Here is a 13,583-nt window from a genome sequence, read left to right on the forward strand (position 1 = left end):
CGCCGGAGGTAAGGCACCCTGAGAGGCGGTGCGCCACCGGTCCGATCCGGGGGCGACGGCCGGCGGGACGGACCCGCCGACGCCGAGGAGTGCAGGAGCAACACGATGCCGCAGGGCACGGTGAAGTGGTTCGACGGGGAGAAGGGCTTCGGGTTCATCGAGGCCGACGAGGGTGGGCGTGACGTCTTCGTCCACTTCTCCGCGATCGCCGACGACGGCGGTTTCCGCAGCCTCGAGGAGGGGCAGCGGGTGGAGTACGAGGCCAGCCAGGGCCAGCGCGGCCTGCAGGCCGACACGGTGCGGCCCACCGGCGGCGGCGGGGGCGGGGGGCGCCCCCGCCGGGAGGAGTACGGCTCCCGCCGGGAGGAGTACGGCTCCGGCCGGGGCCGCGAGCAGTCCGGCCGCGGCCGCGAGGACACGGGCCGGGGCGGCGGCCGGTCCGGCGGGCGCGGTGGAGCGCGCGCCACGGGCACCGTCTCCTGGTTCAACGCCGACAAGGGCTTCGGTTTCATCGCCCCGGACGACGGTGGCGACGACGTGTTCGTGCACTTCTCCGCGATCGCCGACCAGGGCGGCTACCGCAGCCTGGACGAGGGGCAGCCGGTCGAGTACGAGGCCAGCCAGGGCCAGCGCGGCCTGCAGGCGGACTTCGTGCAGCCACTGGAGCAGGGCCGCGGGGGCGGGGCACCGCGCGGCCGGGACGCCCGCGGCGGGGACCGGGACCGCGGCGACCGCGACCGCGGCGACCGGGGCGACCGCGGCGACCGGGGCCCGGCCCGCCGCTCCGGCGGCGGGGACCGCAGCACCGGCACGGTGAAGTGGTTCAGCGCCGACAAGGGCTTCGGCTTCATCGAGCCCGACGACGGCGGCCCCGACGTCTTCGTGCACTTCTCGGCCATCCCCGACCGGGGCGGTTTCCGCACCCTCGACGAGGGCCAGCGGGTGGAGTACGAGGCCAGCCAGGGCCAGCGCGGCCTGCAGGCCGACGCCGTCGACCCGATCTGAGCCTCGAGGCCCGGAGGCCGGCGTCACAGCTCGCGGACGTCGGCCTCCACGGCCTCGAAGGCCTTGCGGGCGGCGATGAGGACCGGGTCCCACACCGGGGCGAACGGCGGGGCGTAGGACAGGTCGAGCGAGAGGATCTCGTCGACGCCCATCTCGTTCCAGATGCAGATGGCGAGGGCGTCGATCCGCTTCGCCGACCCCTCGCGGCCGACGATCTGGGCGCCGAGCAGCCGCCCGCTGCGCCGCTCGGCGATCATCTTGACGCGGATCGGCTCGGCGCCCGGGAAGTAGCCGGCCTTCGTCGTCGAGTCCACCCAGGCCGTGACGAAGGAGTACCCGGCGGCCTCGGCCTCGGCGGTGGACAGCCCGGTGCGCGCGGCCTCGACGTCGCAGATCTTGGTGATCGCGGTGCCGATGACGCCGGGGAAGGTGGCGTACCCGCCGCCGATGTTGATCCCGGCCACCCGGCCCTGCTTGTTGGCGTGCGTGCCCAGCGCGACGACGACCCGCTGACCGGAGAGCCGGTGCAGGGACTCCACGCAGTCGCCGGCGGCCCACACGCCCTCGACGGCGGTGCGCATCCGGGTGTCGACGGCGACCCCGCCGGACACGCCCAGCGGGATGCCGGCCTCCTGGGCCAGGCGGACGGCGGGCCGCACGCCGAGGCCGAGGACGACGAGGTCGGCCGGCAGCTCCCGGCCGCCCTGGGTGAGGACCGCCCGCGCCCGGCCGTCGGCGCCGACGTCGATGGCCGCCACCGGATCGGACAGCACCAGCTCGATGCCCTCGGCCCGCACCGCCTCGGAGATGAACTCGCCGACGTCGCCGTCGAAGGTGCCCACCGGCGTCGCCGAGCGGTCGACGACGGTGACCGCCAGCCCGCGCACCCGGCAGGCCTCGGCGATCTCCAGCCCGATGTAGCCGCCGCCCACCACGACCACCCGCCGCACGCGCCCGCTGTCCAACTCGGCCCGCAGCGCGACGCCGTCGTCCAGGACCTGCACCCCGTAGACGCCGGTGGCGTCGATGCCCGGCACCGGCGGGCGCATGGGCACGCTGCCGGTGGCGTAGACCAGCTCGTCGAAGGGCTCGATCCCGGTGCCCCCGCCCTCGAGGTCGTGCCAGTGCACCACCCGCCGGTCCAGGTCGATGCCGACGACCTCGGTGCGCATCCGGACGTCGATGCCGGCAGCCCGGTGCTGTTCGGGCGTGCGGGCGATCAGGGCCGCCTCCGACTCGACCGCCCCGCTGATCCAGTAGGGGATGCCGCAGGCCGAGTACGAGGTCGCCCGGCCCCGCTCGAACACGACGACGTCGAGCCCCGGCTGCCGCTTGCGTGCCTGGGAGGCGGCGCTCCCCCCGGCGGCGTCCCCGCCCACCACGACCACCCGCGTGCCCACGTCCCGGGACGCTAGGGGACGCGGCGACCCGCCGCCGAACGTGGCGGGTCCGGCCGGGCGGTCCGCCGCGGGGGGATGCCCGCTGCCCCGCCTCCCGGCTCCTGGCAGGGTCGTCCCCGGCAGCGCCGCCCGAGCGAGGGGCCGGCGGGGGTCGCGGGACCGGGAGGGTGCGTGGACGACAGCGCGGAGCCGCGCCGGAGCTGGCGGGACGGCGTGCGGGACGGAGCCCCCTTCGGCGCGGCGACGTTCGTGCTGGCCGCGTCGTTCGGCGTGGTGGCCACCGACGCCGGGATGCCGACGCTCGCCGTGGTCGTCATGTCGGTGCTCGTGTACTCCGGCTCGGGCCAGTTCGCCGCGCTCGGGATCGTCGGCGCCGGGGGCGGGGTGGGCGCCGCCGTCGGCGCCGCGACGCTGGTCAGCTCGCGGTTCCTGCCGATGGGGCTGGCGCTGGGGCCCTCCCTGCGGGGCGGGCGGCTGCGGCGGGCCGTGGAGGGGCAGGCCACGGTCGACGCGTCGTGGGCGATGGCCGCGCGCGGCGACGGCGGCTACGACCGCGAGTACCTGTTCGGCCACTCCGCGATCCAGTACGTGCTGTGGGTCCTCGGCACCGGGGTCGGGGTCGCGGTGCCCGAGCTCGACGTCCGCGCGCTCGGGCTGGACGCGGTCTTCCCGGCGTTCTTCCTGGCGCTCCTGGTCGCCGAGGTCCGCGACCGGCTGCGGCTGGCCGTCGCGCTGGCCGGTGCGGCGCTGGCCCTCGCGCTGGTGCCTGTGGCGCCGCCGGGTCTCCCGGTGCTCGTCGCCGCCGCGGCCGCGCTGGCCGGACTGCGGGCACCGCGGTGAGCGCCGGCGGGTGGTGGGCGCTGGTCGGGCTGTGCGTGGTGACCACCGCGCTGACCCGCGGCCTCGGCCCCGCGGCGACCGGGGGCCGCGAGCTGCCGCCGGCGGCGGTGCGGGTGGTCCTGCTGCTCTCCTCGGCGCTGCTGGCCGCACTGGTCGTCACCTCGGCCCTGGCCGACGGTGGTGAGCTGCACGTCGGCGCCGACACCGCCGGGGTGGCCACCGCCGGGCTGCTGCTGTGGCGGCGGGCGCACGTGCTGGTCGCCGTCCTCGCCGCGGCGGCGGTCACCGCCGGTCTCCGGGCGGCCGGGGTGGACTGAGCGGGTCAGCGGGCGGGCGGGACCAGCCGGGTGCCCTCGGCGCGGGTGAAGGCGGCGGCGTCGGCGGGGTCGCCCTCGCCGGTCCAGCGCGCCACCCCGGGGTAGGCGTACAGCGGGCGGGTCTGCCGGACCGCGCCGTCGGCTCCGGTGCCCACCGCGAGCAGCTCCTCCGGCGCCGTCCCGTGCTCCACCCAGGCGACCAGGGCCTCGAACTGCCCGGTGGGCTGCGGCCCTCCCCCGCCACCGCAGTGCCCGACCCCGGGCGCGAGGAACAGCCGCAGGAACTCGTCGGTGCGCTCGGCGCCCAGCCGGGCCCGGACCCGCTCGTAGTAGTCGACGGTGCCCTGGAAGGGGATGCCGAAGTCGGCCGCGCCGTGCCAGACCAGGGCCCTGCCGCCGCGGTCGGCGAACGCCGAGAGGTCGGGGTCGTCGGCGGCCAGCACGGCGGAGTACATCTCCACCGAGCGGTCGAACAGGGCCTCGAACGACTCGCGGGTCAGCGTGCGCCAGTCCCAGGCGGGGTCCTGCTCGAGGAACAGGCCGATCCACCACAGGTCGAAGACGAACGGCTGCCCGACGAGCTCGCCGTCGACGACCGCGGTGTCGTGCAGGCCGGCGTACGGCACGCCCGGCGCCAGGCCGTACCAGAGGAAGCTGCCGTCCCGCCGCCGTGGGCCCTGGCCGATCAGCCGGAGGACCTCGACGTCGGTCTCGGTCAGCGGGCCGTCCGGCGTGGGCAGCCCGACCAGGGCGCCCAGGTCGGGGTCGACGGCCAGCGGGTCGCCGATGACGCCGTCCCGCACGCCGTCGCCCACCAGGTCGTGCGCCTCGACGATCGCGGCCAGCGCCGCCTCGAACTTCGCGGCGGAGACGGGGTTGCGCCGCTCCAGCATCACCAGCTGGCCCCAGATCTGGCCCACCTGCATCTTCGGGAAGTTGATCGCCGGCGCCCCGGAGAGGACGCCGTCGTAGTCGGCCGGGTGGCGCTGAGCCGCCATCAGCCCCTGCCGGCCACCGGTCGAGCAGCCGTGGAAGTAGGAGAAGGCCGGCGGCTGCCCGTAGTAGGCGGTGACCACCGCCTTGGCGGCGACCGTCATGTCGTGGACGCCGACGTGGCCGAAGTCGCGGATCGCCTGCCAGTCCAGCCGGCCGCGGGCGTCGAGGGCGAAGTCGGCGGAGGGGCCCGGGTGCCCCGCGTCGGTGGCCGCGCAGGCGTACCCGTTCCGCAGCGGCTCGAGCAGGGAGTCCGGCGAGCCGCCGAGGAAGCCGCCGCCGCCGCGGGCCTGGAGGCGGCCGTTCCACGTCTCCGCCGGCAGGTGCACCCAGACGGTGACCCGGTCCCCGGCCGGCGGGTGGGTGACGGTGAGCTGCACGCGGCAGGACGCCGGGGTGGTGTCGTCCCCCGGGTCGTCGACCACCGAGTCGACGGTGGTGTGGGGCAGCGACAGGGTGGACAGGCGGCTCGAGGCCCCCGGGACCGGCATGGCGGCCAGTGTGTCCGGGCCCGCGGGCGCCGGGCACGCCGCCTTCCGCCAGCGGGAACGACCGGTCAGCCCCGCGACACGGGGCGGACCTCCCGGGCGCCGGCCAGCTCGTGCCCCGCCGCGCAGACCAGCGCGAGGTGCACCGGCTCGCCGCAGTCGCGGTGCCGCAGCTCCAGCGGCACGTCGCCGGGGCCGGCCAGGTGGCGGTCGCCCCACTGCATGAGGGCCACCAGCGTCGGGTACAGGTCGAGGCCCTTCTCGGTCAGCCGGTACTCGTGCCGCTGCCGCGCCCCCTCCGCCTGGTAGGGCACCCGACGCAGGATCCCGTGGTCGACCAGGGTGTGGAGCCGGTCGGTCAGCACCGCCTTCGGCGCCCCGAGCACCCGCTGGAGGTCGGCGAAGCGGCGCACCCCGAGGAACGCCTCCCGCAGCACCAGCAGGCTCCACTTCTCCCCCACCACGGCCAGCGTGCCGGCGACCGAGCACCGCGACCGGTCCCACAGGGCTTCGCTCACCACGCCAGTCTAACTTTCTGGGTTCGCTTGACGAACCGATGCAGGGGGGTGGAGGGTTCACATCTCGAACCCAGGAGGTCGGCAATGGAGATCGGGGTCCCCACCCGACCGGTCCGCCCGGACGACGGGCCGCTGTTCTGCCGGCTGTGGAGCCGGCTGTCCCGGGAGACGGTGTACCGCCGCTTCCACGCCCCGCTGCGGGAGCCCCCGGCCGGCGCGCTCCCCCACCTGGTCAGCGTCGACCACGACCGGCGCGAGGCACTGGTCGCGGTGGTGGGCGGCGAGGTCGTCGGCGTGGCCCGGTACGACCGGACGCCCGGGGACCCGGCCACCGCCGAGGTCGCCGTCGTCGTGGAGGACGGCTGGCAGGGCGTGGGGGTCGGCCGCCAGCTGCTGCGCGAGCTCGGCGAGCTCGCCGCCCGCCGCGGCGTCACCACGGTCACCGCCTCGGTGCAGGCCGACAACGACCGCGTGGTCGGGCTGGTCCGGCGGCTGCTGCCCGGCGCCACCCTGACGGCGGAGGAGGGCACCTACGCCGTGGCCGGCCCGCTGCGCCGCCGGCCGGCACCGGCCCCCGCCTGACCGGGAGCGGCCGCTCGGCTCAGCCCGGCCGCAGCTGCCGGTAGAGCCGGGCGAGGTCGGGCAGCTGGTGGTGGGCGTTGAGGCCGCTGGGGTTGGGGACCACCCAGGTCACCGCTCCCCCGACCCGCTCCTCCTGCCGCCCGAGCGCCGCTCGCGGCCGGCCGGTGGCCTGCCGCCAGGCCGTCACCCCCAGGACGGCGAGCACCGCAGGCCGGTACCGGGCGACCAGGGCGGCGAGCGCGACCGCGCCGTCGCGGAGCTCGTCGGGCGAGAGCTCCGCCGCCGTCCGGGTGGGCCGGTCGACGAGGTTGGTCACCCCGAGCCCGGAGGCGAGCAGCTCGCGGTCCTCGTCCGGGGTCAGCAGCCGCGGGGTGAGGCCGGCCCGGTGCAGCGCCGGCCAGAACCGGTTGCCGGGCCGGGCGAAGTGGTGCCCGCGCGCCGCCGAGGTGAGCGACGGGTTGATCCCGCAGAACAGCACGTCGAGCCCGGGCGCGATCACGTCCGGCAGCGGCTTGCCCGGCACCCGGGGAGCGTAGCGGCGCGCCGGCCCCGGCCCGCACGCGACGGGGGCGCCGGCCCGCGGGCCGGCGCCCCCTGTGCGGGAGCGGGAGCGGTCAGCCGGTGAAGGCGTCGTCCCCGATGCGGACCACCCGGCCGGCCTGGGCCGGGTCCAGCGGCAGGCTCCACGCCGAGGCGTACAGCTCGCCGTCCTGGATGGCCAGGCCGGTGGGCAGCGGCACCTGCGCGTAGCTGCGGTCCCCGTCGGGCGCGATGCGCACGACCTGGCCCACGGTGGACAGGTCGAAGCCCGGCGGTGGCACCTCGGTCTCGGGGGCGCCCTCGATCAGCTCGGAGACGTAGACGTTCCCGCGCCGGTCCACCTCGACGCCGGTGGCGGCGTGCAGGCCGGGGATCACGTGCACCACGTCGCCGCGGGGGCTCAGGACGTAGACCCGCGCGGCGCCCGGCACCTCGGCACCCAGCGTGCTCACGTAGATCAGCCCGTCGGGCCCCTCGACGACGCCCGTCGGCACCGGGTCGCAGCCCTGGGTGCCCGGGTTGGCGTTCTCGCAGCCCTCGACGTCGGTGACCGTCGGTGGCACGAAGAACGTGCTCACCTCCCCGTCGTCCGTGTCCACCGCCAGGACGGCGTTGCCGCCGGCGTCGGCGATCAGCACCCGGTGGCGCTGGGCGAGGACCGCGAACGGGTTGGACAGCGCGTCCACCGGCGCTCCCTCGACGAACTGGACCTGCCCGTCGGGGTTGCGCGCCAGCTCGTAGGCGAGCGTGTCGACCTCGTGCAGCTCGCGCCCGTCGGTGTCGAACACGAGGAGTCCGGGCCCGCCCTCGCCGACCCCCGGCGGCTCCGGCGGCGGAGCCGCACCCGGCTCGGGCTCCGCGGACCCGACGGCGACGAAGACGAGCCCGTCCCGGTAGTCGACCCCCTGCACGTTCTGCACGTCGCGGATCACGGTCTGCACGTCCCCGGTCCACGGGTCGACCGACGACACCTCCGAGGTCTCGGACTCGGCGACGAGCAGCCCGCCTTCCTCGTGGTCGGCGAGCCCCCGCGGCCCCGACAGGCCGGCCGCGACCTCGACGACGCCACCGCCCCCGTCGTGTTCGCCGCCGGCCTGGGCGACGGCCGCCGGAGCGACGACCAGTGCGAACGCCGTGGTCCCCACGGCACACCTGCGCAGCGTCCCCATGGAACTCCCCTCCCGAGTGCGATGGCCGACGCGCACGCTAGGGGGCGTTGCGGAGCCGCCGGAACCGGCCGGTATCGGGAAACCCGCGGGGCGGGCGCGCGGCGTCGCGCGGCGTAGTCGCCCGCATCGGAGCTGTCCCGCCGGCCGGCCGGTGGTTGGCTGGGCACATGGACGACGCCGCCCTCCGCGAGCTCACCGACGCCCTGCCGGAGGGCGTCGTCGTCACCGACGCCGCGCGCCTGGACCGCTACCGGCACGACTGGACCCGCGCCGCCGAGGCGGGGCAGCCCGTCGCCGCCGTCCGGGCCGAGTCCGCCGCCCACGTGCAGGTCGCGCTGCGCTGGGCGAGCGCGCACCGGGTGCCGGTGGTGCCGCGCGGCGCCGGCACCGGCCTGGCCGGCGGCGCGACCGCGGTCGACGGCTGCGTGGTGGTGAGCACCGAGCGGATGACCGCGATCGAGGTGGACCGCGGCACCCGCACCGCGGTCGCCGAGCCGGGGGCCCTGAACTCGGCGGTGAAGGAGGCGGCCGCGGCGCATGGCCTGTGGTACCCGCCGGACCCCGGCTCGTTCCGCATCTCCTCGATCGGCGGCAACGTGGCGACCGACGCGGGCGGCATCTGCTGCGTGAAGTACGGCGTCACGTCCGACTACGTGCTGGGGCTGGACGTCGTCCTGCCCGACGGGCGGCTGGTCACCCTCGGCGGTCGCACGGTGAAGGACGTCGCGGGGCTGCCGCTGCTGCGGCTGTTCGTGGGCAGCGAGGGCACCCTCGGAATCGTCACGCGGGTGGTCCTGCGGCTGGTGCCGGCGCAGGAGCCGGCCGCCACGGTCGTCGCCTGGTTCGACACCCCGGAGGACGCCGGGCGGGCCGTCGTGGCCATCGGCGCCCGCCTGCGGCCATCGATGGTGGAGCTGCTCGACCGGGCCGCGGTCAACGCCGTGGAGGACTTCCGCCCGATGGGCCTGGACCGCACCGCCGGCGCGCTGCTCATCGCCCAGTCCGACGCGCCGGGTCCCGCCCGCGCCGCGGACGCCGAGCACATGGCCGAGTGCTGCCGGGCCGCCGGTGCCCGCGAGGTCCTGGCCACCGACGACCCAGCCGAGGGCGACGCGTTCCTCGAGGCGCGGCGGGCGACCGGCCCCGCCCTCGACGCCCGCGGGCCGCTGCTCCCCGAGGACGTCTGCGTGCCGGTCGACCGGCTGCCCGACGTCCTGGCCGAGATCCAGGCCATCGCCGCCGCGCACGGCGTGGAGATCCCCGTCTTCGCCCACGCCGGCGACGGGAACCTGCACCCGGCGATCCTCTACACCGCCGGCGACGCGGCGTCCCGGCGGCGGGCGGACGCGGCCTTCACCGCCGTCCTGCGGGCCGCGATCGCGGCCGGCGGAACCGTCACCGGCGAGCACGGGGTCGGCCGCGCCAAGCGGCACGTCCTGGCCGAGCAGGTGGGCGCCGACGTCCTCGACCTGACCCGGCGGGTCCGGGCGGCGGTGGACCCGCTCGGGATCATGAACCCCGGTGTCCTCTGGGAGGCCGGCGTCTCAAACTGAGACGCCGGGCCCCCCGGTGTCGCCTAGCGTCCCCTGCGGCGGGTGGACGCCGGTCACACCCGGAACGGCCAGGAGGCGCAGTGGAGCTCAGCATCGGGATCAACCTCGGCTTCGGGAAGCTCGACCCCGGGCTCACCGACGAGGAGATGTACGCCGGGGAGATCGACCTCGCCGTCCGCGCCGACGAGCTCGGCTACGACAGCGTCTGGGCCGTCGAGCACCACTTCGAGGACTACTCCCTCTGCCCGGACAACCTGCTCCTGCTGGCCCACCTGGCCGGCCGCACCCGGCAGGTCAAGCTGGGCACGGGAGCGGTGATCGTGCCGTGGAACGACCCCCTCCGGGTAGCCGAGAAGGCGCTCATGCTCGACACCATCTCCGGCGGCCGGCTACTGCTCGGCCTGGGCCGCGGCCTCTCGCGCCGCGAGTACGTCCCCTTCCGCGTCACGCTGGACGAGACCCGCGACCGCTTCGACGAGGCCGCGCCGATGATCTTCGAGGCGCTGGAGACCGGCGTCATCGAGGGCGCCGGCCCCTACTACCCCCAGCCCCGCGCCGAGCTGCGGCCCCGGCCCCGCGGCGGCTTCCGCGGCCGCCGCTACGTCGTCGCCGGCTCGCCGGACTCGCTGGTCATGGCGGCGCGGCTGGAGGCGCAGATGATGTCGTTCATCGTGCGGCCGGTGCCCGACCTCATGCCGGGCTTCACCCGCTACCGGGAGCTGTTCGAGGCCGAGCACGGCCGGGTGGCCCCGCCCATCTCGCTCAACGTCAACATGTACTGCCACGAGGACGACGCGCTGGCCCGCGAGCGCCACTTCGAGTACGTCAACCGGTTCTTCATGTCCAACGTCGACCACTACGAGATGGCCGGCGAGCACTTCGCGACCACCAAGGGACACGAGCGGTACGCGGCCACCGCGGCCCACCTGCGCGAGATCGGCCTGGAGAAGGCGGCCGACGACTACGCCGCCACCGCGCTGTGGGGCGACCCGGAGCGGATCCTGGGCCAGATCGAGGCCATCCGCGACGTGCTGGGCGACTTCGAGCTGGTCGTGGCGCCGTGCTTCGGCGGGATGCCCTACGACCAGGCGCGGGCCAGCCTGGAGCTGTTCGCCCGCGAGGTGCTGCCCGCGGCCCGGTCCCTGCGCGGCACCCCGGTCAGCGTGGCGGCGTGACGGCGTGACGGCGTGACGGCGGCGTCCCCTCCGGCCGGGGGTCCGCGCGTGCCGCGGACCGCCGCGGAGTGGGACGCCGTCCGCGCGGCCAAGGAGCGCGTGCTGGCCGCCGACCCGTTCACCGTCGACCCGGCCGCGGCCCCCGGGGTGCGCCCGGAGATCGTCCGGTCGTGGCGGCGCTCCCTGCTGGCCGGGGTCGACCCGGCGGCCACGCGGTTCCCGGTCGACGACCGGCCCGCGTCCGGCACCCGGCTGGCGGCCGTCGCGCAGCCGATCATGGACCGGCTGCACGACCAGGTCTCCGACCTCGGCTCCTGGGGCTTCCTCACCGACCGCGCCTGCCGGCTGCTGACCACCGTCGTCGGCGACCAGCCGCCGCCGGGGCGGCTGCTCGAGATGCACCTGCCCCCGGGCACCTGCTTCGCCGAGGACCTCATCGGCACCAACGGCCTGGGGTGCGCGCACGAGGAGCAGCGGCCGTTCCTGGTCTCGGGCACCGAGCACCTGCGCACCGACAGCGAGGGGCTCACCACCACCGGCGTGGTGATCCGCGACCCGGCCACCCGGCGCTACGTCGGCACGCTGGGCGTGCACTCGCGGCGGGAGTACGCCTCGCCCGCGGTACTGCCCCTGGTGGTCGAGCTGGGCCGGTCGATCGAGGCGCAGCTGCTGGCCAGCCGCAGCGACGGCGAGCGCGAGTTCTTCGAGGCGTTCTCACAGGTGGCGCGCCGGTCGCGCGGCGCGGTCGTCGGCGTCACCTCCCAGCTGTGCGTCGTCGGCACCCGGGCGCGTGAACTGGTGCACGAGGCCGACGAGGAGCTGCTCCGGCGGATCGCCGAGGAGGCCGGCAGCGGCCGCACGGTCCGCCGGCGGCTCAGCTCCGGCGTGGCGGTGACGATCACGGTGACGCCGGTCGAGCAGCCGCGCGGGGAGTACGCCGCCGTCCTCGTCGTCGAGCCGGTCGAGCCGCGCCCGCGGTCGGCTCCGCCGGAACCCGCCCGCGCGGACGTCGGCGCCCAGCTGGCCCGTGCGCTGGCCGGCGGCACCCCCGTCCTGCTCACCGGCGAGCGCGGCACCGGCAAGCGGCACGCCGCCCGCGCCGCCCTGCGCGCCGCCGGCGGCGAGCCGGTCGAGCTGGAGTGCGCCCTCGCGCCGCTGGACCCGCGGGAGTGGCTGGGCACGCTGGCCGGCGCCGTCCGCGGCGGGGCCCCGGTGCTGCTGGCCGCCCTGCCGGACCTGCCCGCCGAGCTGGTCCGCCCCGTGGCCGACCTGCTCGCCGGTGCCCAGAGCCCCGTCGTCGGCACCGCGGCCGGCGAGCCCGGCGACGTCCCCCTCGCCGTCCGGGAGGCCCTGCCCGGCGTGCTCGCCGTGCTCCCGCTGCGCGAGCGGCGCGGCACCGTGCCCGAGCTGTGCCGTGACCTGCTGGCCGCCCTCGCCGGGCGGGACGGCGGCCCCGCCGCCCTCGCCCCCCGCGCGGAGGCGGCGCTCGCGGCCGGCGACTGGCCGGGCAACGTGCGCCAGCTGCTGCAGGTGCTGGCGACCGCCCGGCTGCGCGCCACCGGCGCGGAGATCGGGCTCGACGACCTGCCCGCCCACCACCGCGGCGCGGCGGCCGGCCGGGCGCTGGGCGAGATGGAGCGGCTGGAACGCCAGGCGCTGCTCGCGGCGCTGCGGGCGACCGGCGGCGACCGGACCGCGGTCGCCCGGCGGCTGGGCATCTCGCGGGCCACCGTCTACCGCAAGCTCAAGCGCTACCAGCTGACCTGACCGCCGTCCGCCCGGACGGCACCCATCCCGAGGAGACGCGTGACCCGCACCGTGCACTTCCCCGGCACCACGGCCGTGGTGACCGGAGGCGCCTCCGGCATCGGCCGCGGCCTGGCCCGGGCCTTCCTCGACGCCGGGGCGCACGTCGTGATCGCCGACGTCGACGCGGACGCGCTGGCCGCCACGGCCCGCGAGCTGGGCGTGCTCGGCGTCCGCACCGACGTGACCGACCCCGACAGCGTCGCCGCCCTCGCCGACCGCGCCGTGGCCGAGTACGGCGAGGTGCACGTCGTGTGCAACAACGCCGGCGTCGGGCCGTTCGGCTCGGTGGCCCGCCTCTCCCTCGACGACTGGCGGTGGGTGCTCGACGTCAACCTCTACGGGGTGGTCCACGGCATCCAGGCGTTCCTCCCGGTGCTGGAGCGCAACCCCGACTGGGGGCACGTGGTCAACACGTCCTCCCTGTCGGTGCTGGTGACGCCGCCGGACGTCGCCCCGTACGTGGCCAGCAAGGCCGCCGTGCTGGGGCTCAGCGAGGTACTGGCGGCGGAGCTGGCCGCGGCCGGCTCCCGGGTCGGGGTCACCGCGCTGCTGCCCGGCGCGGTGCACAGCAACATCAAGAACAGCCTGCGCACCCGGCCGGGGACCGCGGCGACCGGCCTCGCCGACGTCGACCTCGCCGCGACCGGCCGGCTGCGCTTCATCGAGCCGGAGGAGGTCGGCGCGAGCGTCGTCGAGGCGGTCCGCGCCAACGAGCTCTACCTGGTCACCCACGGCGAGTTCCGGGACCGCGCCGCCGAGCGGGCCGCCCGCCTCGAGGCCGCGTTCCCGCCGGTCCCCGTGCGGGCGGGAGACTGAGGGAGCCAGCACAGCCCAGCCCCCGCGGAGGACCGACATGAGCGAGGACGTCGACGCGGCGTTCCGCCGGTTCGCCGCCGCCGAGCGGCCGGGCCTGCTGCGGACCGCGCTGGAGCTGACCGGGGACGCCGACCGCGCCGAGGAGGCCGTCCAGGTCGCCCTCACCCGCACCCGGCTGCGCTGGGGCCGGGCCGATCCGCGCGCGACCGCGGCGGCGGCCCTGGAGGACGCGGCCGGCCGCGGGCAGGTGCTGGAGTCCCTCGACCGCCCGCCGTCCGCCCCCGCCCCGCCGCCGGGCTGGCGCCGGGACGCCGACGCGGCCGTGGCCGACGCGCTGCGCCGGGCCCGCCGGATCCGCCGCGGGCGCGGAGCCGCCGC

The 13,583-nt window shown here is 77.0% G+C and carries 14 protein-coding genes and 2 pseudogenes; 11 read left to right on the plus strand and 5 right to left on the minus strand.

What is annotated here, in order from left to right; genetic code table 11:
* Window positions 1-105 precede the first annotated feature (105 nt).
* The 3 genes and pseudogenes from PGN05_RS19430 to PGN05_RS19440 all read left to right on the plus strand — a co-directional run.
* Window positions 106-306 (plus strand): annotated as a pseudogene (locus PGN05_RS19430) (cold-shock protein); the annotation flags it as partial.
* A 156-nt stretch (window positions 307-462) separates the two neighbouring features.
* Window positions 463-660 (plus strand): annotated as a pseudogene (locus tag PGN05_RS19435) (cold-shock protein); the annotation flags it as partial.
* Window positions 661-813: 153 nt separating this feature from the next.
* Window positions 814-1,005, plus strand: a complete 192-nt coding sequence (locus PGN05_RS19440; protein ID WP_419754231.1) for a cold-shock protein — start codon at window positions 814-816, stop codon at window positions 1,003-1,005.
* 23 nt (window positions 1,006-1,028) lie between these two features.
* Here PGN05_RS19440 and PGN05_RS19445 read toward each other — a convergent pair whose 3' ends face one another.
* Window positions 1,029-2,405: an FAD-dependent oxidoreductase gene (locus PGN05_RS19445; protein WP_419754217.1), complete on the minus strand. Its 1,377-nt coding sequence runs from the start codon at window positions 2,403-2,405 to the stop codon at window positions 1,029-1,031.
* Between the two features lie 171 nt (window positions 2,406-2,576).
* On the opposite strand from PGN05_RS19445, the gene PGN05_RS19450 reads away from it, so the two are divergent.
* Both PGN05_RS19450 and PGN05_RS19455 read left to right on the plus strand, forming a co-directional pair.
* Window positions 2,577-3,245: an AzlC family ABC transporter permease gene (locus PGN05_RS19450; protein WP_419754218.1), complete on the plus strand. Its 669-nt coding sequence runs from the start codon at window positions 2,577-2,579 to the stop codon at window positions 3,243-3,245.
* Window positions 3,242-3,562: an AzlD domain-containing protein gene (locus PGN05_RS19455; RefSeq protein WP_419754219.1), complete on the plus strand. Its 321-nt coding sequence runs from the start codon at window positions 3,242-3,244 to the stop codon at window positions 3,560-3,562. The genes PGN05_RS19450 and PGN05_RS19455 overlap by 4 nt, the downstream gene beginning before the upstream one ends.
* Before the next feature lie 5 nt (window positions 3,563-3,567).
* On the opposite strand, the gene PGN05_RS19460 is transcribed toward PGN05_RS19455, so the two are convergent.
* On the minus strand, window positions 3,568-5,046 hold the full coding sequence (locus PGN05_RS19460; protein WP_419754220.1) for a tannase/feruloyl esterase family alpha/beta hydrolase: 1,479 nt from the start codon (window positions 5,044-5,046) through the stop codon (window positions 3,568-3,570).
* A gap of 65 nt (window positions 5,047-5,111) precedes the next feature.
* Window positions 5,112-5,561, minus strand: coding sequence for a winged helix-turn-helix transcriptional regulator (locus PGN05_RS19465; protein ID WP_419754221.1), 450 nt, complete (start codon window positions 5,559-5,561; stop codon window positions 5,112-5,114).
* Window positions 5,562-5,645: 84 nt separating this feature from the next.
* Here PGN05_RS19465 and PGN05_RS19470 point away from each other — a divergent pair, with 84 nt between their 5' ends.
* Window positions 5,646-6,143, plus strand: a complete 498-nt coding sequence (locus PGN05_RS19470; protein ID WP_419754222.1) for an N-acetyltransferase family protein — start codon at window positions 5,646-5,648, stop codon at window positions 6,141-6,143.
* Window positions 6,144-6,162: 19 nt separating this feature from the next.
* Here PGN05_RS19470 and mug read toward each other — a convergent pair whose 3' ends face one another.
* Both mug and PGN05_RS19480 read right to left on the minus strand, forming a co-directional pair.
* Entirely contained in the window at window positions 6,163-6,666 is a 504-nt protein-coding gene (gene mug / locus PGN05_RS19475) for a G/U mismatch-specific DNA glycosylase (RefSeq protein ID WP_419754223.1), read from the minus strand.
* Between the two features lie 91 nt (window positions 6,667-6,757).
* On the minus strand, window positions 6,758-7,828 hold the full coding sequence (locus PGN05_RS19480) for a ScyD/ScyE family protein (protein ID WP_419754224.1): 1,071 nt from the start codon (window positions 7,826-7,828) through the stop codon (window positions 6,758-6,760).
* A 191-nt stretch (window positions 7,829-8,019) separates the two neighbouring features.
* On the opposite strand from PGN05_RS19480, the gene PGN05_RS19485 reads away from it, so the two are divergent.
* From PGN05_RS19485 to PGN05_RS19505, 5 genes are all read left to right on the plus strand, one after another.
* Window positions 8,020-9,405 carry an FAD-binding oxidoreductase gene (locus PGN05_RS19485; protein WP_419754225.1) on the plus strand — a complete coding sequence of 462 codons (1,386 nt, stop codon included), beginning with the start codon at window positions 8,020-8,022 and terminating at the stop codon, window positions 9,403-9,405.
* Between the two features lie 80 nt (window positions 9,406-9,485).
* Window positions 9,486-10,580: an LLM class flavin-dependent oxidoreductase gene (locus PGN05_RS19490; protein ID WP_419754226.1), complete on the plus strand. Its 1,095-nt coding sequence runs from the start codon at window positions 9,486-9,488 to the stop codon at window positions 10,578-10,580.
* Between the two features lie 48 nt (window positions 10,581-10,628).
* Window positions 10,629-12,347, plus strand: coding sequence for a sigma-54-dependent Fis family transcriptional regulator (locus PGN05_RS19495; protein WP_419754227.1), 1,719 nt, complete (start codon window positions 10,629-10,631; stop codon window positions 12,345-12,347).
* Between the two features lie 39 nt (window positions 12,348-12,386).
* Entirely contained in the window at window positions 12,387-13,205 is an 819-nt protein-coding gene (locus PGN05_RS19500; RefSeq protein ID WP_419754228.1) for an SDR family NAD(P)-dependent oxidoreductase, read from the plus strand.
* A 37-nt stretch (window positions 13,206-13,242) separates the two neighbouring features.
* A partial coding sequence (locus PGN05_RS19505; RefSeq protein ID WP_419754229.1) for a hypothetical protein occupies window positions 13,243-13,583 on the plus strand: 341 nt, incomplete at its 3' end.

The sequence above is a fragment of the Geodermatophilus sp. CPCC 206100 genome (assembly GCF_048569675.1).
Classification (GTDB): domain Bacteria; phylum Actinomycetota; class Actinomycetes; order Mycobacteriales; family Geodermatophilaceae; genus Geodermatophilus.